The 20915-nt window shown below is 60.5% G+C and carries 20 protein-coding genes, 1 pseudogene and 1 riboswitch; of the genes and pseudogenes, 7 read left to right on the forward strand and 14 right to left on the reverse strand.

Annotated elements, in window-relative coordinates:
* Positions 1-25: 25 nt before the first annotated feature.
* The 8 genes and pseudogenes from ASD02_RS27235 to ASD02_RS27270 all read right to left on the reverse strand — a co-directional run bounded on the left by ASD02_RS27235 (position 26) and on the right by ASD02_RS27270 (position 10426).
* On the reverse strand, positions 26-925 hold the full coding sequence (locus tag ASD02_RS27235) for a DMT family transporter (RefSeq protein WP_057212386.1): 900 nt from the start codon (positions 923-925) through the stop codon (positions 26-28).
* An 86-nt stretch (positions 926-1011) separates the two neighbouring features.
* A riboswitch (FMN riboswitch) is annotated at positions 1012-1264 on the reverse strand.
* A 122-nt stretch (positions 1265-1386) separates the two neighbouring features.
* On the reverse strand, positions 1387-1662 hold the full coding sequence (hupB, locus tag ASD02_RS27240; protein ID WP_025426572.1) for a DNA-binding protein HupB: 276 nt from the start codon (positions 1660-1662) through the stop codon (positions 1387-1389).
* 222 nt (positions 1663-1884) lie between these two features.
* The gene (gene lon / locus ASD02_RS27245; RefSeq protein ID WP_025426571.1) at positions 1885-4305 is read right to left on the reverse strand and encodes an endopeptidase La; all 2421 of its coding nucleotides are present in this window, start codon (positions 4303-4305) and stop codon (positions 1885-1887) included.
* 378 nt (positions 4306-4683) lie between these two features.
* Positions 4684-5961: an ATP-dependent Clp protease ATP-binding subunit ClpX gene (gene clpX, locus ASD02_RS27250; RefSeq protein WP_025426570.1), complete on the reverse strand. Its 1278-nt coding sequence runs from the start codon at positions 5959-5961 to the stop codon at positions 4684-4686.
* A 294-nt stretch (positions 5962-6255) separates the two neighbouring features.
* Complete coding sequence (gene clpP / locus ASD02_RS27255) at positions 6256-6888, reverse strand: ATP-dependent Clp endopeptidase proteolytic subunit ClpP (RefSeq protein WP_025426569.1); 633 nt, start codon at positions 6886-6888, stop codon at positions 6256-6258.
* A gap of 291 nt (positions 6889-7179) precedes the next feature.
* Positions 7180-8739: a phospholipase D family protein gene (locus tag ASD02_RS27260; RefSeq protein ID WP_025426568.1), complete on the reverse strand. Its 1560-nt coding sequence runs from the start codon at positions 8737-8739 to the stop codon at positions 7180-7182.
* A 22-nt stretch (positions 8740-8761) separates the two neighbouring features.
* A complete protein-coding gene (locus ASD02_RS27265) occupies positions 8762-9619 on the reverse strand; it encodes an endonuclease/exonuclease/phosphatase family protein (RefSeq protein WP_025426567.1) in 858 nt (285 codons plus the stop codon).
* 236 nt (positions 9620-9855) lie between these two features.
* A pseudogene (locus ASD02_RS27270) lies at positions 9856-10426 on the reverse strand (VOC family protein).
* Positions 10427-10683: 257 nt separating this feature from the next.
* On the opposite strand from ASD02_RS27270, the gene ASD02_RS27275 reads away from it, so the two are divergent.
* Positions 10684-11931 carry a cytochrome P450 gene (locus ASD02_RS27275; RefSeq protein WP_025426566.1) on the forward strand — a complete coding sequence of 416 codons (1248 nt, stop codon included), beginning with the start codon at positions 10684-10686 and terminating at the stop codon, positions 11929-11931.
* A 94-nt stretch (positions 11932-12025) separates the two neighbouring features.
* Here ASD02_RS27275 and ASD02_RS27280 read toward each other — a convergent pair whose 3' ends face one another.
* A complete protein-coding gene (locus ASD02_RS27280; RefSeq protein WP_025426565.1) occupies positions 12026-12844 on the reverse strand; it encodes an SDR family oxidoreductase in 819 nt (272 codons plus the stop codon).
* Between the two features lie 128 nt (positions 12845-12972).
* Between ASD02_RS27280 and ASD02_RS27285 the strand changes: the two genes are divergently transcribed.
* Positions 12973-13461: a MarR family winged helix-turn-helix transcriptional regulator gene (locus tag ASD02_RS27285; RefSeq protein WP_025426564.1), complete on the forward strand. Its 489-nt coding sequence runs from the start codon at positions 12973-12975 to the stop codon at positions 13459-13461.
* Positions 13462-13469: 8 nt separating this feature from the next.
* Here the strand turns inward: ASD02_RS27285 and ASD02_RS27290 are convergent, their stop codons facing one another.
* The 3 genes from ASD02_RS27290 to ASD02_RS27300 all read right to left on the reverse strand — a co-directional run bounded on the left by ASD02_RS27290 (position 13470) and on the right by ASD02_RS27300 (position 15795).
* Positions 13470-13814, reverse strand: a complete 345-nt coding sequence (locus ASD02_RS27290) for a cupin domain-containing protein (RefSeq protein ID WP_025426563.1) — start codon at positions 13812-13814, stop codon at positions 13470-13472.
* A 56-nt stretch (positions 13815-13870) separates the two neighbouring features.
* Entirely contained in the window at positions 13871-15154 is a 1284-nt protein-coding gene (locus tag ASD02_RS27295) for an O-acetylhomoserine aminocarboxypropyltransferase (protein WP_025426562.1), read from the reverse strand.
* A gap of 212 nt (positions 15155-15366) precedes the next feature.
* Complete coding sequence (locus ASD02_RS27300; protein WP_025426561.1) at positions 15367-15795, reverse strand: CoA-binding protein; 429 nt, start codon at positions 15793-15795, stop codon at positions 15367-15369.
* 198 nt (positions 15796-15993) lie between these two features.
* On the opposite strand from ASD02_RS27300, the gene ASD02_RS27305 reads away from it, so the two are divergent.
* The gene (locus ASD02_RS27305) at positions 15994-16830 is read left to right on the forward strand and encodes an EamA family transporter (protein WP_025426560.1); all 837 of its coding nucleotides are present in this window, start codon (positions 15994-15996) and stop codon (positions 16828-16830) included.
* 19 nt (positions 16831-16849) lie between these two features.
* Here ASD02_RS27305 and ASD02_RS27310 read toward each other — a convergent pair whose 3' ends face one another.
* On the reverse strand, positions 16850-17671 hold the full coding sequence (locus ASD02_RS27310) for an enoyl-CoA hydratase (protein WP_025426559.1): 822 nt from the start codon (positions 17669-17671) through the stop codon (positions 16850-16852).
* Between the two features lie 172 nt (positions 17672-17843).
* On the opposite strand from ASD02_RS27310, the gene ASD02_RS27315 reads away from it, so the two are divergent.
* The 3 genes from ASD02_RS27315 to rpsI all read left to right on the forward strand — a co-directional run bounded on the left by ASD02_RS27315 (position 17844) and on the right by rpsI (position 19432).
* Positions 17844-18275 (forward strand): PaaI family thioesterase, encoded by a 432-nt coding sequence (locus ASD02_RS27315; protein ID WP_025426558.1) that lies wholly within the window; start codon positions 17844-17846, stop codon positions 18273-18275.
* 225 nt (positions 18276-18500) lie between these two features.
* A complete protein-coding gene (rplM, locus tag ASD02_RS27320) occupies positions 18501-18965 on the forward strand; it encodes a 50S ribosomal protein L13 (protein ID WP_025426557.1) in 465 nt (154 codons plus the stop codon).
* Positions 18965-19432 carry a 30S ribosomal protein S9 gene (gene rpsI / locus ASD02_RS27325; protein WP_025426556.1) on the forward strand — a complete coding sequence of 156 codons (468 nt, stop codon included), beginning with the start codon at positions 18965-18967 and terminating at the stop codon, positions 19430-19432. The genes rplM and rpsI overlap by 1 nt, the downstream gene beginning before the upstream one ends.
* 54 nt (positions 19433-19486) lie before the next feature.
* Here rpsI and ASD02_RS27330 read toward each other — a convergent pair whose 3' ends face one another.
* Positions 19487-19960 (reverse strand): Lrp/AsnC family transcriptional regulator, encoded by a 474-nt coding sequence (locus ASD02_RS27330; protein WP_051509158.1) that lies wholly within the window; start codon positions 19958-19960, stop codon positions 19487-19489.
* Between the two features lie 112 nt (positions 19961-20072).
* Between ASD02_RS27330 and ASD02_RS27335 the strand changes: the two genes are divergently transcribed.
* Complete coding sequence (locus tag ASD02_RS27335) at positions 20073-20864, forward strand: phenylalanine 4-monooxygenase (protein WP_025426554.1); 792 nt, start codon at positions 20073-20075, stop codon at positions 20862-20864.
* The last annotated feature ends 51 nt before the right edge of the window (positions 20865-20915 follow it).

Genomic DNA, 20915 nt, shown 5'->3' on the forward strand with positions numbered 1-20915 from the left:
CGCGCCTTTGTTGTGCAGCGTTGTCTTACGCGGTCGCGCGCTCGCGTTTCATCTCGTTGCGCATGATGAAAAGCGAGGCGCCGAGGATCAGGACCGCCCCCAGCCACAGATAGCCGCTCGGCGCATAACCGAAGACGAGCCAGCCGGCGAGAACGTTGAGCGGTAGCTTGAGATCGTCGAAAGGCTGCACATACGCTGCGTCTGCGACGGTATAGGCAAGCGTCAACAGATACTGTGCCACCACGGTCAAAAGCCCCGCCAGCACCAATAGCGCAAGGATAGTTCCACTCGGCACGACAAACCCTGCCGACAGCGCCAGCACACCATTGATCGGCGTCAGAAGCACGAGCAACCAGACCGTTATCGTCTCAGGGCGCTCGATGCCTGTCAGGCTCTTGGTGATCAGCGACGCCGCCCCCCAGAGCAGCGCCGAGAAAACCGGCAGCAGCGCTGCCCAGGTGAAGCTTTCCGACCAGGGCTGCAGGATGATCGTGGCGCCGGCAAAGCCGACTGCCGCCGCTGCCCAGCGTGCCGGACCAACGCGTTCGCCCAGGAAGAGCCGCGCACCAAGAATGATGAAAAATGGCGATGTCATCACCAGCGCGATCGCCTGCCAGATCGGAACAGAAGCCAGGCCCGAAACCCAGGCCCCTACGCCGAGCGCCGCAAAGGCAACGCGAATGACGTGACGCCAGGGGTAATCGGTGCGCATGGCCGACAGGCCGGCGCGAAACAGGAACGGCAGGGAGAAGACGAGTGCAAATGCATATTGCCAGAAGGCAGTCGAGGTGGCGGAAAAGCCGAGTTGCATCGTCATCCATTGCGTGACGACATTCAGGAGAGCAAAGGCGACGCCGGCCAGTATCATCCAGGCCGCACCGGCCATGGCACGGGAGGTGAAAAGTGCTTGGGTCGTCTCGCTCATGTCCTTCATCCGCAAACAGGGACCTACACAAATCAGGACACATGAGCGCAGGATGCGACGACGGACCGCCCGCCCGTCGCACCCACGATCATTCTCTTTCATCCGGACTGTGACCGTCGGCTCCGGAATCGCACCGGATCTGCTAACCTTCCGACACGACAGCGCCTGAAGTGCTCGCGGGCTTGGGCCTGCTGCATAATTCCTTAAATCCAATCCGATTTAAGGAGAAAATTATGCAGCAGCTTTCAAGTGTCACAGCGTCCGTTGCGCGTCATATTTGACGCGCGGCGCTGAGCCCTTACCGCCGGTGGGGAGTTTCACCCCGCCCTGAGAACAGGGCTGAGCCGTAGACCAAAGACCGCGCTGCTGCAAGGGCAGCCGAAACGCAAAAGGGTCCGGCGTGAACCGAACCCTTCAAGACTTGGACGGCCGGCCTCGTATCCGGCCGTCAAGCAAACCTATCAGCCGTTAACGGCATCCTTCAGGCCCTTGCCGGCCGTGAACTTCGGAACGTTGCGTGCCGGGATGTCAACTTCAGCGCCCGTGGACGGGTTGCGGCCCTTGGAGGCTTCGCGACGCGAAACGGAGAAGTTGCCGAAACCGACGAGGCGAATGTCGCCACCGTCCTTAAGTTCAGCCTGGATGGTCTCGAAAACTGCATCAACTGCGGAAGATGCGTCGGTCTTGGAAAGTCCGGCCTTCTCAGCAACGGCAGACACGAGCTCATTTTTGTTCATGTTTCCACCCCTTTCAAAATGGTTCGAAACGACTGTGTTTTTAAGCCGCGGCGGCTTGCGCATCGCCCGCGTCTTGCCATTCCCAATTGCGCCTAATCCCTTGGAATGCAAGGCTTGCAGCATGCTTTTACAACAAAAAAGACCGGCCAGAGGCCGGTCTTCCTTGTTTTTCTGCCAAATGGGCCTGACGGGAACACAATTGCACCCGCCCGGTCCTGTCAATCAGTGGGCGATGGAAGCGCCCGCTTCGTCCTGCGAATCAACCGCGGCGACGGTTGCCGGCTCATTTGCCGGGTCCCATTCGATCGGCTCCGGGACGCGGACCAGAGCGTGCTCGAGCACTTCACCCATCCGCGAAACGGGGATGATCTCCAGCACGTTCTTCACGTTGTCCGGGATCTCGGCGAGATCCTTGGCGTTTTCCTCGGGGATCAGCACCTTCTTGATGCCGCCGCGAACGGCCGCCAGCAGTTTTTCCTTCAGTCCTCCGATCGGCAGCACGCGGCCGCGAAGGGTGATCTCACCCGTCATCGCCACGTCCTTGGAGATCGGAATACCGGTCATGACAGAGACGATCGCTGTTGCCATGGCAACACCGGCCGACGGGCCATCCTTGGGCGTCGCGCCTTCCGGCAAGTGCACGTGGATGTCGCGCTTGTCGAACAGCGGCGGCTCAATGCCGAAGTCGATCGCCCGCGAGCGGACATAGGATGCCGCCGCCGAAATCGATTCCTTCATCACGTCGCGCAGGTTGCCGGTGACGGTCATGCGGCCCTTGCCGGGCATCATGACGCCTTCGATCGTCAGCAGTTCGCCGCCGACCTCGGTCCAGGCAAGACCTGTGACCACACCGACCTGATCGTCGCGTTCGGCTTCGCCGTGACGATAACGCGGTACGCCAAGGTAGTCCTGGATGTTGCCGGCAGTGACTGCCACTGCCTTGGCCTTGCCCTTGATGATCTCGGTTACCGCCTTGCGGGCGAGCTTCATCAGTTCGCGCTCGAAGTTACGAACGCCGGCTTCGCGTGTGTAGGTCTGGATGATCGCCATCAGCGCACCGTCGGTGACCGAAAACTCTTTCGGCTGCAGCGCGTGATCGCGGATCGCCTTCGGCAGCAGGTGCCGCTTGGCGATTTCAAGCTTTTCCTCTTCGGTGTAGCCGGCAATACGGATCACTTCCATGCGGTCCATCAGCGGCGCCGGAATGTTCAGCGTGTTCGCCGTGGTGATGAACATCACGTTGGACAGATCGTATTCGACTTCAAGGTAGTGATCCATGAAGGTCGAGTTCTGTTCTGGATCCAGCACCTCCAGCAGAGCCGAGGACGGGTCGCCACGGAAGTCCTGGCCCATCTTGTCGATCTCGTCGAACAGGAAGAGCGGGTTGGACTTCTTCGCCTTCTTCATCGACTGGACGACCTTGCCGGGCATCGAGCCAATGTAGGTGCGGCGGTGACCGCGGATTTCGGCTTCGTCACGAACGCCACCCAGCGCCATGCGCACGTATTCGCGGCCGGTCGCCTTGGCGATCGACTTGGCAAGCGAAGTCTTGCCGACGCCCGGAGGGCCGACGAGGCACAGGATCGGGCCTTTGATCTTCGTCGAACGGGCCTGGACGGCGAGATATTCGACGATGCGCTCCTTGACCTTGTCGAGGCCGAAGTGATCGACGTTGAGCACTTCCTCGGCATGGTTCAGATCGGTCTTGATCTTGGACTTCTTGCCCCACGGCATGCCAAGCAGCCAATCCAGATAGTTGCGCACGACGGTTGCTTCCGCCGACATCGGGCTCATCTGGCGCAGCTTCTTCAGCTCGGCGTCGGCCTTTTCGCGCGCTTCCTTGGAAAGCTTGGTCTTGGCGATGCGCTCTTCGATTTCGGCCATCTCGTCGCGGCCGTCTTCACCGTCGCCGAGTTCCTTCTGGATCGCCTTCATCTGTTCGTTGAGGTAGTACTCGCGTTGGGTCTTCTCCATCTGGCGCTTGACGCGCGAACGGATACGCTTTTCCACCTGCAGGACGGAGATCTCACCTTCCATGAAGCCGAGCGCCTTTTCCAGGCGCATCTTCACGCTGGTGGTTTCCAGCATTTCCTGCTTTTCGACGATCTTGATCGATAGATGCGATGCGACGGTGTCGGCAAGCTTCGAATAATCTTCGATCTGGCTCGCGACGCCGACGACTTCCGGAGAAATCTTCTTGTTGAGTTTCACGTAGCTTTCGAATTCGGAGACGACCGAGCGGCTGAGCGCCTCGATCTCGACCGGATCTTCTTCCGGCTCGTCAAGCGCCTGTGCGGACGCTTCGTAGAATTCTTCGCGCGGCGTGTAGCTGTCGATCTTGGCGCGCGTGCGCCCTTCGACCAGCACCTTGACGGTGCCGTCGGGCAGCTTCAGGAGCTGCAGGACATTGGCAATCGTGCCCACCTGGTAGATCGCCGAGGCTTCCGGATCGTCGTCCGTCGCGTTGATCTGGGTGGCAAGCATGATCTGCTTGTCGGTCCCCATGACTTCTTCAAGCGCACGGATGGACTTTTCACGGCCGACAAAGAGCGGCACGATCATGTGCGGGAAGACTACAATGTCGCGAAGCGGCAAGACCGGATAGGTCGCGCTTTCAGTCGCCGGAGACGTTTTGCTCGTCATGTCATTTCCTTTCCGTCCCGATTTCGGGCCCGTTCCCGGGAGCCACAGCGGCACTCCCGGTTGTCATATTTTCCACATGAAAGTGGAGTGCTAGAGAGTCCTTTTCAAGGCTCGCCGCAACATCCACCATCAGTGGCCGGGTCCTTCTGACTACGCTTTATTGCTGTTGCGTACCTTGCGACGGAAAACGAGGCTTCAAGGATATGCAACGGCCGAGGCCCTCTACTGAATCGTCACATCATTGCGTTGTTAAGACACTTTAGCAACAACCGAATTGTTAAATCGTCCCCCGCGCAAGCCATCTCAACAACTAAGTGCAAGGCCATGAAAAAGCCCGCACGAGGCGGGCTTTTTCAGGTCCGATCTGTGGGCCTGCGATCAGGCCGAAACGTTCGCCTTCTCTTCCGAGCGCTCGGAATAGATGTAGAGCGGCCGCGCCGCACCCTTCACCACCTCGTCGGAGATCACGACTTCGCGAACGCCTTCGAGCGTCGGCAGCTCGAACATCGTGTCGAGCAGGATCTTTTCCATGATCGAGCGCAGGCCACGGGCGCCGGTCTTGCGCACGATGGCGCGACGGGCGATCTCGCGCAGCGCGTCCTCGTGGAAGGTCAGTTCGACGTCCTCCATCTCGAACAGCCGCTGGTACTGCTTGATCAGAGCGTTCTTCGGCTCGGACAGGATCTGGATCAGCGCGTCCTCATCGAGGTCTTCGAGCGTTGCCAGAACCGGCAGACGGCCGATGAATTCCGGGATCAGGCCGAACTTAACCAGATCTTCCGGCTCGAGTTCGCGCAGAACTTCGCCGACGCGGCGATCTTCCGGCGAGCGAACCGTCGCGCCGAAACCGATCGACGTCTTCTCGCCACGGGCGGAGATGATCTTATCGAGGCCGGCGAAGGCGCCGCCGCAGATGAACAGGATATTGGTGGTATCCACCTGCAGGAATTCCTGCTGAGGATGCTTGCGGCCACCCTGAGGCGGCACCGAAGCAACAGTGCCTTCCATGATCTTCAAGAGCGCCTGCTGCACGCCCTCACCGGAAACGTCACGGGTGATCGACGGGTTGTCGGATTTGCGCGAGATCTTGTCGACTTCGTCAATGTAGACGATGCCGCGCTGGGCGCGCTCGACATTGTAGTCGGCAGCCTGCAGCAGCTTCAGGATGATGTTTTCGACGTCTTCACCGACATAGCCGGCTTCCGTCAGCGTCGTCGCATCGGCCATCGTGAAGGGCACGTCGATGATGCGTGCAAGCGTCTGTGCGAGATAGGTCTTGCCGCAACCGGTCGGGCCGACGAGCATGATGTTCGACTTCGCCAGCTCCACATCGCTGCCCTTGGCCGCATGGGCCAGACGCTTGTAGTGGTTGTGCACGGCGACCGAAAGAATGCGCTTCGCCTGCTGCTGGCCGATGACGTACTCGTCGAGGACCTTGATGATTTCCTGGGGGGTCGGAACGCCATCGCGGGACTTGACCATCGAGGTCTTGTTCTCTTCGCGAATGATGTCCATGCAGAGCTCGACGCATTCATCGCAGATGAAGACCGTCGGTCCGGCAATCAGTTTGCGGACTTCGTGCTGGCTCTTGCCGCAAAACGAACAATAAAGCGTATTCTTCGAGTCACCGCCGTTGCTACCGCTGACCTTGCTCATTTCCATTTCCTTCCAGCACGCCGGACATCTTCGGAAAAGATATCACGGACCACTCAATTCGCCCCGCGCAAAGACCTGCGCCGCATTAAGAGGGCTTCCGGGAGTACTCACCGTATCAGGGCATTTTGCCCAAGATTCGGCCGCAACGACTCTCCCACCTAACTCTGAACCCTATGTCTTCACAGCTCAATAGAACATTAAGGGGTCATCTTAGCGGCTTTACCCCCTCGATAAAGCCCTTTCACCATTACAATTGTGTCACAATTGCATCTATCGTGACACAAAAGCGCGTTATCACGCCTGCTCTGCAGCCTCGATCGCTTCGCGCGACGTGATGACCTTGTCGATCAGACCCCAGTCGAGCGCTTCGTCGGAACTCATGAAATGGTCGCGATCGAGCGTCTGTTCAACCTCTTCGTAGGTCCGGCCGCAATGCTTGACGTAAACCTCGTTCAGGCGCCGCTTCATCTTGAGGATGTCCTTGGCGTGACGCTCGATATCAGAGGCCTGGCCCTGGAAGCCACCGGACGGCTGATGCACCATGATGCGCGAGTTCGGGGTGGCGAAACGCATGTCCTTGTGGCCGGCAGCCAGCAGGAGCGAACCCATCGAGGCGGCCTGACCGATGCACAGCGTCGAAACCGCCGGCTTGATAAACTGCATGGTGTCGTAGATCGCCATACCGGCGGTAACGACGCCACCCGGCGAATTGATGTAGAGAGCGATTTCCTTCTTCGGGTTTTCTGCCTCGAGGAAAAGAAGCTGGGCGCAGACGAGCGTTGCCATCTGATCTTCGACCGGACCGGTCAGGAAGATGATGCGCTCTTTCAGAAGGCGCGAAAAGATATCGTAGGAACGTTCGCCGCGGTTGGTCTGCTCCACAACCATCGGCACCAGCGCCATGGCGGTATCAACTGGATTTCTCATATCGAACCTTCATCAATCGGGCCCGCAATGCCTTTGCGAACCGGGAATCACAGGATTAGCCTTCTGCCCCTACATAGAGTGTCAACACCCTTCACTTCAAGTCGCCAACCTCCGATAACCTTAATCGGCGGCGCCCTTCCAGCCTAAGAACAGCGGTCCTCCACACGTGATTGCTGATAGAACATTTTTTCGCCGCCGCCTTTGCCAACGCCCTGGCTTTTGCGCTTTCCGCACAGCATTCGCCACCGCTGGGTAAACGGACGGTAAACGGCGCGCGCGCCACGGCGGACCTCAAAGCTGCGATTCGATCGGCAGGATACGGATGATCCCGGCGATAACGCGCCTCAGCAGGCTGGCGTCGGGCTCGCGCCGCAGCCGCCGCTCGGTCCCGTTGGTTCGGTCACGCCAGACGAGCCGCGCACCTTCAAGGCTTAGCCGATAACTGACGGACGGGGCCGTCTCGTCCTCAAACATCGTGGCGAGTTCGCCGGCAAGTGCTGCATCCACAAACACAACGCCCATTTCGGTGTTCAGCGATGCCGACCGCGGGTCGAAATTCATCGAACCGACGAAGCCGTTCAGACCATCGACCACAAAGGCCTTGCTGTGCAGGCTCGCATTGCGCCGGCCAAACAGCGACATACGATGACTCTCGACCGTATCGCCCTGCTCTTTCAGTTCGAAAAGCTCGACACCGGCGCGAACGAGGTTTCGACGGTACTTCACATAGCCACCATGAACGGCCGCGACGTCGGTCGCAGCCAGTGAATTTGTCAGCACCGCGACGCGGATGCCCTTTTTCACAAGCGCCGTCAGTTCGCGCGTCCCGGCCGTGCCGGGAATGAAATAGGGCGAAATGATGCGCAGATCGTTCTTTGCCGCCTGGATCAGCGGGAAGAGTTCGCGCAGCAGCCAGTTCTGCCGCTTTTGCATCAGCGCCTTCTCGGGCGGGTCGGCCTCAAGGCGAACGTTGTCGATCCAGTACAGCCTTCTCGAGCCGCTATAGAACGTCTCTTCGGCCATCGCGTCAGTCACGCGCTCCAGATAGAAACGGGCGGCAGGCGTGCGCGCATGGGCATCGAGCGCCTCCCTCAGCGCCGGCAGATATTGCTTGCGGGGGGTGCGCAGTTTGGCGATCGGCAGCACGGACGTGCTGTTCCAATAGCGATCGAACATTGCCGTTGCCTGATCGACCACCGGCCCGATCATCCAGAGATCGAGGTCACGAAAGTTTGAAAGCTCGGCCGCGTCGAAATAGGCATCGCCGATATTGCGCCCGCCGGCGATGGCCAGGCGCGCATCGGAAACCCACAGCTTGTTGTGCATGCGGCGTGTGGCGCTGAAAGCGCGGATGGCCATCTCGAAACCCCGGCGGATACGATCGGTGCGGGCACGGCTTGGATTGAAGAGCCGGACCTCAATGTTCTCGTGGGCATCAAGCGCGATGCACATCCGGTCGTGGATGCCGGCGTTGATATCATCGAGCAGCAGGCGGACGTGGACGCCGCGGTCGGCAGCCGTCAGGATTTCACGCGTGAGCAAGAGACCGGTCAAGTCATCCTTCCAGTAGTAGTATTGCAGGTCGAGGCCGCGGCCGGCCCTGCGAGCCGCATGCGCCCTGACGACGAAAGCTTCGATGTTGTCAGAGACCAGCGATATGCCGTTCTTTCCGGAACGGGTGCGAAGCAGCGGGCCTATGGCCCGATCGAGTTCGGTATCGGCGTCAGCGACAGGGAGTGCAGCAGACGGGTCTCCATGGGGACGCCGACCGAAGCGGCCATAGACATAGAAAATCGCCGCACCGAACGCGCCGCCGATGGCGACAACGGCAACAATGACAAAGGACAACATCACCTGCCCGCCAGAAAGTGTCTCAGGCCGATCCGGCCCGGCTCACTTCAATCCGTTCGTTGTTATGGTCTTCCCGCTTGCCGACCTTCAGATCGATCGATGCCTTGACCGGCAAATGATCGGAAGCGATGCGGGCCAGAGGAGAATCGTGCACTGCGACCGATGTCACCAGGCTGTGCGGGTTGCCGAGAACGCGATCGAGCGGCAACAGCGGAAAGCGAGAGGGAAAGCTCGCGACGGTCGCATGCGAGGGGTCGAAGACGGGGCTAAGGAAGGACAGCGACGACCGTTTGCCCATGCGCCACTCGTTGAGGTCGCCGATCAAAAGCGTGGGTCGCCCGCCCGCATCGGAGGCCGCCTCGATGATCGCCTCGGCCTGTTGCGCGCGGGAATGACGAAGCAATCCGAGATGGGCGGCGATCACGCGCAGCGGCCCCATCCTGAGGTCAAGATCGACAACGAGCGCTCCGCGCGGCTCGACACCCGGAAGTTTCAGTTGCTGTACGTCGGAAACCGCACCTTCACGCAGAAGCAGCACATTGCCGTGCCAGCCATGCCCCTTGGTGGAGAAGCCCGAGATCGGAACGGATACGAGATGCGCTTCGCGCCGCAGATGTTCCAGATCGAGGAGCCCTGCCCGCTCACCGAACCGCTGGTCGGCTTCCTGAAGGGCGACGATATCGGCGCCGAGTTCGCCGATCACTTGGGCCGTGCGGCCCGGATCAAAGCGGCCATCGGTGCCGACACATTTGTGGATGTTGTAGGAAGCGATGACGATATCACCGCGGTTGACCGCCGCCTCACGGCTGACGACGGTGGGTCGCCGCTTGCGGATTGCCGCTACGATGCCCGCCGATAGACTGGTCTGGTTTTTTGCCATGCCGCTCCCTGCTTGCTGCCGCATCATGCGCAAATAGGTCGCCGGACGCCACTGAAAAAGGCTCCAGACCAAAACTTGTTCCGTTCGAAATGGCGGCAGTGGCGCTTTTTCGAACTGCTCCACAGTCATCGGCGCCGCTCAGACCTCAAGGCACAGGTAGACTGTTTCCCGCATTTTTGAGGGCTGGAGAATGACGGCCGGCCGCCGGGCCACCCGCCGTTGCGCAAACGCGACCTTCAATCCGCCGGACCGGCAAAGAGGATCAGATTGCCGTCGGGATCAAGGACGATGAAGTTCCGCGCACCCCAAGGCTCGGTCCGCAATGTTTGGTGAAAACGCACGCCGGCGGCCTGATAGTCGAGGAACAGGCGCTTGAGCTCATCCGATGTGGCGACGGTCAAGGAGGCGGAAAGCAGATGCTCCCGCTCTCTGATGTCGCCGACGAAGACAGGCTCGCAGACCAGGCGCAATGCGAGCAGCGCATTGTCGCGTTTCACCTGGCCATAGAAGGGTGGATCGCCGTAGACGAAGTCGACGGCAAAACCGAGTTTGTCGGTGACGAAGTCGCAAGACGCCTTGATATCGGCGACGAACAATTGTGCCGAAGTCGATTGCAGAACAGGGCGCGGTGCTGCTTGTTTTGCTTGCATGGTCATTGTCAGGGCTCCTGATTTGAGCGCCTGCCAGCCGTCAAAACCCATCTGGCGTGCGACCAGTTCCTGGGCGTCGGCGAGCTTGAAGTCTGCCTTCAATATTTCCCGATCATCCAGGTCGGGCCTGCTTCTTGAGGTTTTCGAGGTTCGGCATGGGCGCAACTAAGGTCTATCTACCGTAGGTGGGCGTTGCCCTTTCGACCTTGCACCGATGCGCCCTACGCAGCGTCAGAACATTGACTCGCGGTGAGCTATCTTGTCAACGCGCTGATACCGCAAGCCGATGACCCGTTGCGACAACCACTCAGTCGCGCTGTCGATCGGTCAGGGCTCTGCAACTTGTACTCTTGCGGGGCGAACCCGGTCGCCCTTAGAAATAGCTGTCGCACCCGCCTTGCAAAGAGCCAGATCATGCCGCCCAAGCCCGCCATCATCATCGACAGCGCCAAGCGAAGCGTTTCGATCGACGTGCACGACCCGGATTTCTACCGTGCGCCACTGTCGGCTTACGCGGAAATTCACGCCCATTGCCCGGCATTTTACTGGAGCGAGCGCGAACAATGGTATTTCGCGGGCTACGACCAGGTGAACGCGTTGCTACGCGACCGGCGTTTTGGCCGGCAGATCCTACACGTGGCGACACGCGAAGAACTCGGCATGCCGGCACCGAAGCCGCATCTGAAGGATTTCGACGCACTTGAGGAGCATTCGCTACTGGAGCTCGAACCGCCGACCCACACCAGGCTTCGCACCCTCGTCAACCGCGCCTTCGTCTCCCGGCAGATCGAACAGTTGCGGCCGGACATCGAACGGCTTTCGCATACGATCATCGACGGTTTCGAGCAGGACGGCGAAGTCGAGCTACTGAAGACCTATGCCGAAACGATCCCGGTCACGATCATCGCCAGGATGCTCGGCATTCCCGTCGACGCCGCGCCAAACCTGCTCGATTGGTCGCATCGCATGGTGAGAATGTACGTCTTCAATCGGAGCCACGAGACCGAGTTCGACGCCAACCAGGCCTCCGCCGACTTCGCCGACTACCTCAAGACCATCATCGCCGAGAAGCGCCGCAAGCCGGCCGACGATCTGCTGACACATATGATCACGTCGGAGAAAGATGGAGAGCGATTGTCCGAGGCAGAGCTGGTTTCGACGGCCGCCCTGCTTCTCAACGCCGGCCACGAGGCGACCGTCCATCAGATCGGCAACGCGGTCAGAACGATCCTGCAGTCGGACCACGCGCCGGGAGATCTGTTCGCAACGGAGGCGACGACCGATCTTGCGATCGAGGAGTGCCTCCGATTTGCCGCACCGCTGCATATCTTTCAACGCTATGCGCTGTCGGATATCGAACTCGACGAAGGGATTGCGCTTCGCAAGGGCGACAAGATCGGCCTGCTTCTTGGTGCCGCCAATGTCGATCCGCGGAAGTTCAGCGACCCTGACCGCTTCAAGCCTGCGCGCGACGAGGGCGTCAACGTCTCGTTCGGTGCGGGCCTGCACTTCTGCATCGGAGCGCCGCTCGCCCGGCTCGAACTCAAGCTGTCGCTGCCGATCCTGTTCCAGCGCTTGCCCGGGATGCGGCTGAAACACCCGCCGGAAGTGAAGGACAGTTTCCATTTCCATGGCCTGGAGCGGCTCGATCTCGTTTGGTGAAGGGACACCCCTGCCCGGTCTGCGCAAAGCAAACGGCTTCGACGCAACCGCCGAAGCCGTTTGATCCCAATTGCAGAGGCGAATGCGTTGGGGTTTAGACGGCGGCGGCCGTCTGTTCGACACCGTAGCGCGCCGCCGGCCTGTCATGCGAAAGATTGGGCGACAGCACCATGCGCGCCTTTGTGAAGGCGTGCCAGTCGGCAGCGTCGGGCAACGATGGAATGGTGACCAGTTCTCCCTGGTCGAAACCGGCAAGTGCCGCGTCGACGAGATCGGTGACGTCCATCACCATCGAAGGGTCGAGCCGGTCGATCGAGCCGCCGGCCCGGTCAAAGATCTCGGTGCGGGTCAGCCCGGGCAGCACCGCCTGAACCCTGACGCCCTTGTCTGCCGCTTCCACGTTGATCGATTGCGTCAGGTTAAGCACAAACGCCTTGGAGGCATTGTATGTGCCGTTGAACCGCTCGGGCACCAGCGCGACGACGGAGGCGATGTTGATGATCGCTCCCTTGCCGCGCATCGCGAATGTCTGGGCGGCGGCAATCGCCAACCGGTTCACGGCGACGACGTTCAGCTCGATCATGGCTTCGAGATAGTCCAGGTCATCAGTGAGCAGCGGTCCCTTCGGACCGATCCCCGCGTTGTTGACAAGGAGTTCGATTGCCTCGTCTTCGCGCAGGCGCTTCTCGACCAGCCTTACGTCATCCCGTAGCGTCAAGTCCGCCTTGAGCACGTCGACCGTCACACCGTATTGCGCCGACAGCTTGGCGGCAAGATCGGAGAGACGCTTTTTATCGCGTGCCACCAGAACCAGGTCATGGCCGCGTTGCGCCAAGCGGTCCGCATAGGTCGCGCCGATGCCCGACGACGCGCCCGTCACCAGCGCCTTACCCCTTTTCTCCACTGCACGCATTGTCGGTTTCCTTGTTCGGATTTCAATCTAGTGGTATATGCCACTAAATATACAGCAAACTGGACGTTGCGCAAGAGTGGCGCTACCAAAGTCGAAAATGGGCGCCGCAGCTCCCGACGGAGGAAACGATGGACGACACGCCGAAGGGAATCTGGGACTTCTGCACCAACAGTGCGCTGAAGCGCGCCTCGCGACAGTTAGGACAGCTCTATGAGGATGTGCTCGCACCAAGCGGATTGCGCGGCACGCAGTATTCGCTGCTGAGCCAGATCGCCCATAGCAAGAATGCGTCGCTGCGCACGCTCGCGGATCTGTTGGTGATGGACCTGTCGGCGCTTGGTCACACGCTGAAGCCACTCATCCGCGACGGCTATGTCGAGCTTGTGCCCGACGCGTCGGACCGGCGAGTGAAGCGCGTTCAGCTGACGCCCTTCGGCGCCAAGAAGCAGCGGGAGACGACGGATCTCTGGCGCAAGGCGCAGGCGCGCTTCGACAATGCTCTCGGTAAACAGGAGGCCGAAGCCTTGCGGCGGGCGCTGAACGGAATCTCGGAAGCCTCGTTTGCCGAAGCGTTCACCCGGGCATCGGACGGTACCGAGCCGGGCGCAAAGGGATAACGGGTCGATCAGAGGCGGATGACGTAATCCTTGCGGGTCGTCTCGATGACCTCCCACGTTCCCTTGAAACCGGGCTGGAGGATCATGCTGTCGCCGGCGCGCAGGTGCACCACTGCGCCGCCGTCGTCGGTGACGACCGAGTAGCCCGACAGGATATGGAAGTACTCCCATTCGTCATAGGCGATGCGCCACTTTCCGGGCGTGGATTCCCAGACGCCGGCATAAATCCCGCCATCGGCCTCCTCGACGTTCCAGGTGCGGAACCGAGGCGTGCCGGAAATCAGCCGATCGGCCGCAGGCCCGCCGACTTCGGGCTCGATCGCCGCCAAGTCGAATTTCTGCATCTTCACCATCACGCACCAACTCCATAAGGGGACGGAAGGTCCGTCCCCTCTTTTTCATATCAATATCAGATCTTTGCGAGCGACTGCTCGAGATCGGCGATGATGTCGGAAACGTCTTCGATACCGACAGACAGGCGCACGACATCGGGACCTGCCCCCGCCGCAACCAGCTGCTCCGGGGTCAGCTGACGATGGGTGGTCGAGGCCGGGTGAATGACGAGCGAACGGGTATCACCGATATTGGCAAGGTGAGAGAACATCTCGAGCCCCTCGACGAAGCGCTTTCCTGCCTCGTAGCCGTCCTTGAGACCGAAGGTGAAGACGGCGCCGGCACCCTTCGGTGCATAGCGCTTTTGCAGCGCATTGTTCGGATCGTCCTCAAGCCCGGCATAGTTGACCCAGGACACCTTGTCGTGGCCCTTCAGCCACTTGGCAACGGCGAGCGCATTGTCGCAATGGCGCTGCATGCGCAGCGGCAGCGTCTCGACGCCAGTCAGGATCATGAAGGCGTTGAACGGCGAAATCGCCGGCCCGAAGTCGCGAAGCCCGAGAACGCGAGCAGCAATCGCAAAGGCGAAATTGCCAAAGGCCTGATGCAGCACGACGCCTGCATATTCCGGGCGCGGCTCCGACAGCATTGGGTACTTGCCGGACTTCGACCAGTCGAAGGTGCCGCCATCGACGATGACGCCGCCCATCGAATTACCATGACCGCCGATGAACTTGGTGAGCGAATGCACGACGATATCCGCACCGTGCTCCAGCGGACGCAGCAGGTAGGGTGTCGCCATCGTGTTGTCGACGATCAGCGGCAGGCCATGCTTGTGTGCGACCTCGGCAATCGCGGCGATATCGACGAAGGTACCACCCGGATTGGCGAGACTTTCGATGAAGATCGCCTTGGTGCGCGCATCGATCTTCGCCTCAAAGCTCGAAGGATCGCCCGGATCCGCCCAACGAACCTGCCAATCGAAGGACTTGAAGGCATGGCCGAACTGATTGACCGAGCCACCGTAAAGACGGTTGGCGGCGACGAAATTGTCACCCGGGCTCATGATCGTGTGGAATACGAGAAGCTGGGCCGCATGCCCGGAAGCAACCGCCAGCGCCGCAGTGCCGCCTTCCAATGCGGCGAGGCGCTCTTCCAGCACCGCCTGCGTCGGGTTCATGATGCGGGTGTAGATATTGCCGAACTGCTGGAGGCCGAAGAGTGCTGCCGCATGGTCGGTGTCGTTGAAGACGAAGCTGGTCGTCTGGTAGATCGGCGTCGCCCGGGCGCCCGTCGTCGGATCTGGTTGCGCTCCGGCGTGGATTGCGAGCGTGCTGAAACCAGGATTGTCTTTCGTCATTCGTCCCTCCCATGACCGCGCCGCACCTCCCATGGAGGCGCCAAACGCACCCTATCCCTTTGATTCCAGGCATCGTGCGCGTCGAAGAACAGCTTCGATTTCGGCTTCATGCGCTGGAGCGGCGGCACTATCCCAGAGCCGCCACGCGTGGTCAAAGAAAGATTTTTTCAAAACTGACGGTTGCACGAAACATCGCTGTGGCCGATGCCGTGTCAGCCGATCAGACGCGGATACTCCATCGCCGGACAGCGATCCATGACGACCTTGATACCGGCGGCCTCCGCCTTGGCAGCAGCGGCGTCGTGCCTCACCGACAGTTGGCCCCAGATCGCCTTCGGCAAGGTCTCGAGCGCCAGGATCTCGTCGACGAGCGCCGGCAGTGCATGGGCCGCGCGAAAGACGTCGACCATGTCGATCGGCTCCTTGACGTCGGTGAGCCTGCCGACGACGGGCTGATCGAGGATCGTCTTGCCGACATGACCCGGATTGATGGGGATGACGCGATAGCCCTTGCGCAACAGGAAGGCCATGACCCGATGGCTCGGCCGCTCGGCGTTCGGCGATGCACCGACGAGGGCGATCGTCTTTGTCGAACGCAGGATGTCGGCGAGGTAATAATCCGGGTAGGCGTCGTGGTTCATGTTCTGATCCGAACTCATCTGTTATACGCGTGTATAGTTCGCACGGTGGCGGCGGGTGTCAATCGAGCGCCCGATGGCGGCGGCGGAACGGCTGTAGCGCCGCACAGGCATCCTCCCGCCAATTTCCGGTTGCTTTTCCCGTACAGTGGCGCGACAACGCTGGCAACGGCCTGCCCCATTCTCCACTGAGGTTTCACCTTGCCCCTTGATGTCATTGCGCTCGTCCTCTTCGGGGCGCTGTTGCACGCGACCTGGAATGCGCTGGTCAAGGCGGGCTCGGAGAAATCGCTCGATGCGGCAATGATCGCACTCGGCGCGGCAGTCGTGGCCATTCCTTTCCTGCCGTTCCTGCCATTGCCGCAGCCGGAAGCCTGGCCGTTCATCCTGGTTTCGGCGCTTTTCCAGTTTGCCTATTTCCAGCTGGTCGCTGCCTCCTACCGTGCCGGCGATATCGGGCTAGTCTATCCCCTGATGCGCGGCGTCGCGCCACTGATCGTCGCCTCCACCAGCAGCGTCATCATCGGCGAGCAGCTGACAACCGGCGCCATGGCGGGTGTGTTGACCATCAGCGTCGGCGTGCTGACGCTCGCCTTCGAATCGCGAAAAGGCGGCAAACACGCGATCATCCTGGCGCTACTCAATGCCTGCGTGATTGCATGCTATACCTTTGTCGACGGCATCGGCGCGCGGGTGTCGGGCAACGCGATCTCCTACACTTTGTGGATGGCGCTGCTTCCGCCGGTGTTGCTGTTTACCTGGGCCTTTGCCCGGCGGGGCATCAAGCCGGTCGCCCGCCACGTCTACAAGAACTGGTGGCGCGGCCTCATCGGCGGCGCCGGCTCCATTGGCGCCTACGGCCTGGCACTGTGGGCGATGACGAAGGCGCCGGTCGCGACCGTCGCAGCGCTGCGCGAGACCGCGATCCTGTTCGCTGTCGTTATCTCCGTGGTGTTTCTGAAGGAGCGCGTCAGCATCTGGCGCATCGCCGCCGCCTGCGTAATCGCGCTTGGCGCCCTGCTCCTGAAACTGGCCTGACCGCTATTCCCAATCCCAATTATTCCCTATCCCACTCCGGCATCCGCTTGCCGAGGAAGGCGCCGATGCCGTTCTCGGCGTCGCCTGCCAGCATATTTTCGACCATGACGCCGACCGCATAATCGTAAGCCTCGGGAAGGCTCATTTCCGCCTGGCGATAGAACGCTTCCTTGCCGATCTTCAGCGCCTGCGGCGATTTCGAAGCAATGACGGCTGCATATTTGTCGACGACCTGGCGAAGATATTGCTGGGGCACGATGCGATTGACCAGGCCGAAATCCTTGGCGGTCGATGCATCGATGGTCTCGCCTGTCAGAAGCATTTCCATCGCCTGCTTGCGATGTGCTGCCCGCGACAGCGCCACCATCGGCGTCGAGCAGAACAGGCCGATATTGACGCCCGGCGTGCAGAAGGTGGAGCTGTCGGTGCAGATCGCCAGATCACAGCTGGCAACAAGCTGGCAACCGGCTGCCGTCGCCAGGCCGTCGAACTCGGCGATGACCGCCTGGGGCAGCCGCGTGATCTTGATCATCAAATCTGCAGCAAGGCGGATCGTCGTTTCGAAGAAGGCCCTGCCCCCGTCGGCATCGGCCCGATGTGCCGTCATTTCCTTGAGGTCGTGGCCCGCGGAGAACAGCTTGCCGGATGCCGCCAGCACGACAACTCTGATGTCCTTGGAATGGGCAACGGCATCGAGCGCCGTATGCAACGCCTCCATCAGCTCGATCGAAAGCACATTGGCTGGCGGGTTGTTGAGCGTCAGCCGAAGCACCGGTCCCGAAAGCTCGCGCACCAGCAATGCACTCGGCTCTTCCTTCCGAAATGAAACAACGTCCGCCATGCTTTTCTCCTGCTGTCCTGTCTATCCCCGTAAATGGGCATCCGTGGTACGCCGCCTCCTGCAACCTTTCAAGTCAGTGGTAGCTGTCGCGACTTAGACCTTTTTCCGCCTTGCGCAAAAACGCATGTCGGCTTCACTAAGTGTCGATGTTAGCGCAAAGGAATACCTGCCGATGAAGATCCAGCCCATCATGACGGTCGAGGAGCTGAACCGGTTTCTCGACACGGACTTTCCTCAGGTCCACACGGACGGCAAAGTGTTCCATGTCACCGAGGCCGGCCCCGGATTTGCGACGATGCGACTCGATCCGAACGAGCGTCATATCCGGCCGGGCGGCACCGTATCGGGCCCGACACTTTTCGCGCTTGCGGACGTTTCGGCTTATATCGCGCTGATCGCCCATATCGGACCTGTGGCGCTTGCCGTCACCACCAATCTCAACATCAATTTCCTGCGCAAGCCGGAGCCGCGGCCGCTCGAATGCACCTGCCGCATCCTCAAGCTCGGTAAGCGATTGGCCGTTCTTGACGCCGCTATCGCAATGGTCAGCAGCGACGATCTCGTGGCGCATGCGACAGCGACCTATTCGATTCCGCCTCAGTAAATTGAGGTATCACTGTACCACATTGCTAAGTCGTTGTTTTCGCAATACTTTATTTCGACCTTGCAAAATTCACGTTGTTGACGCCGGTTTAGGGCTTGGGTATAAGCACCCTCAGATCGCGGTCCCTCTCGGGCCGCTTTCTTCTTTTGGCTGAGTTTCAGTCAAAACCAAGCAACAAGAAACGCCCAACGGTTCGCCGTTCGGGTCCAGAGAAAGAGTTTTGTTATGGCAACCTTCGTTCAGAAGCCTGCAGAGGTGGAGAAGAAGTGGATCATCATCGATGCCGAAGGCCTCGTTGTCGGTCGCCTCGCTTCCATCATCGCGAACCGCCTGCGCGGCAAGCACAAAGCCACCTTCACGCCGCATGTTGACGATGGCGACAACGTCATCGTGATCAACGCCGAGAAGGCCGTGCTTACGGGCAAGAAGTACACCGACAAGAAGTACTACTGGCACACCGGCTACCCCGGCGGCATCAAGGAGCGCACCGCGCGCCAGATCATCGAAGGCCGCTTCCCGGAGCGCGTCATCGAGAAGGCCGTCGAGCGCATGGTTCCCCGCGGCCCGCTCGGCCGTCGCCAGATGAAGAACCTGCGCGTTTACGCAGGCACGAACCATCCGCATGAAGCACAGCAGCCGGCCGTCCTCGACGTCGCCAAGCTGAACAGCAAGAACACAAGGAGCGCCTAATGGCCGACCTTTCCGCTCTCAAGGAAATCGCCACGACTGCGGAACCGGCAGCTCCGGTTCACGTCAAGAAGGTCGATGCACAGGGCCGCTCCTACGCGACCGGCAAGCGTAAGAACGCTGTCGCCCGCGTATGGGTCAAGCCCGGCTCGGGCAAGATCACCGTCAACGGCAAGCCGTACCTCGACTACTTCGCTCGTCCGGTTCTGCAGATGATCCTGCAGCAGCCGATCGTCGCAGCTGCCCGTGATGGCCAGTTCGACATCGACGCGACGGTCGCCGGTGGCGGTCTCTCCGGCCAGGCCGGTGCCGTTCGTCACGGCATCTCCAAGGCGCTCACCTACTTCGAACCGGGCCTGCGTCCGGTCCTGAAGAAGGGCGGCTTCCTGACCCGCGACAGCCGTGTCGTCGAACGTAAGAAGTACGGTAAGGCCAAGGCCCGCCGTTCGTTCCAGTTCTCCAAGCGTTAATCGCTGGAAGACACTGCATTTTGGAAGGCCGGGTTCGCCCGGCCTTTTTTTGTTTCAGATCGGCAGCTCGGTCGTCGACTTCAACTCGCGCAGCACGAAGCTTGAAACCACCGTGCGCACATGCGGATTGCGCATGAGATAGCGCGTCATGAAGGCGTCATAGCTGTCGACGTCGTTCGCGCGGATCTTCAGCATGTAGTCGAAGGTTCCCGACAGCGCATAGCACTCCATAATCTCCGGCCGATCGCGGACAACCGCCGAGAAAGAGGCGATGGCCTCGTCATGATGATCCTCCAGCGTCACATGGGCGATGATGCAGAGTTTCAGATCCAGTTTCGACGGATCGAGCAGCGCCACCCGCTTGCGGATCACGCCGTCGGCCTCCAGTTCCTGCAGCCGGCGCCAGGCGGAGCTTTGCGACATGCCCGCGCTTTCCGCGAGCTCCGACAGCGACTGGCCGCTGTCGGCCTGAATCAGCCTCAGCAGCTTGCGCAATGGCTGGGAAGTTTCCTTCAAATCCGACGACATTTTGAAATTTCCTCCCGCATCAGCGGCTTCCGCCGGCAACTGTGAAACAAATACTCGCTCCATTCGCGATACAATTGCAACAACCGGATGTTTTGACGAATGAGGAGACGTCATGCCCAAGGAAAGCAGCTACACCGCGAAACTGCCGGAGCCCGATGGCAGCTACCACTACACGCCCGAGGAAGATGCGATCTGGGGCGAACTTTACCAGCGACAGATGGCACTGCTCGCCGACAAGGCCTGCGACGAATATCTGGAGGGCGCGCGCAAACTTGGCCTTGGCCCTGACCGCGTGCCGCAGTTGCAGGACGTCAACCGCCGCCTGCAGGAAACCACCGGCTTCGGTGTCGAAGGCGTACCGGCACTGATCCCGCCATCGCGGTTCTACGAACTTCTGTCTGAGGGCAAGTTTCCGCTCGCAACCTTCATCCGCAGGCGCGAACACATCGACTATATCGAAGAGCCTGATATTTTCCACGAGGTCTTCGGCCATTGCCCGCTCCTGACCAACCAGAGCTACGCCAACTTCGTCCGCCGCTTCGGCGAAAAGGCCGTCGCACTTGGCAAGGGTTATTCCTGGCATATGTTCCGGATCTTCTGGTTCACTGTCGAGTTCGGACTGATCAACACGCCGCAAGGTCGGCGCTGCTTCGGTGCCGGCATCGTGTCGTCGCCGAACGAGACCCGCACGGCGATGGAGCCGTCGGCGAGTGAATTTCGCCCCTTCGACCTGATGACGGTGCTGCGCACCCCCTATCGCATCGATATCGTCCAGCCGATCTACTACGTGATCGACAGCTTCGCGCAGCTCGAGTCCATCATCGAAGAGGACATCGGCGCGCGCATTACCGAGGCCAAGGCGCTGGGTGACTTCGCGCCGACCTTCGAAGCCAAGGCGTCCTGACAGCATTACAGCGCCGCGCGTCAAATATGACGCGCGAAGGACGCTGTAACA

Source organism: Ensifer sp. Root1252, assembly GCF_001425885.1.
In the GTDB taxonomy this organism is placed as follows: Bacteria; Pseudomonadota; Alphaproteobacteria; order Rhizobiales; family Rhizobiaceae; genus Ensifer; species Ensifer canadensis.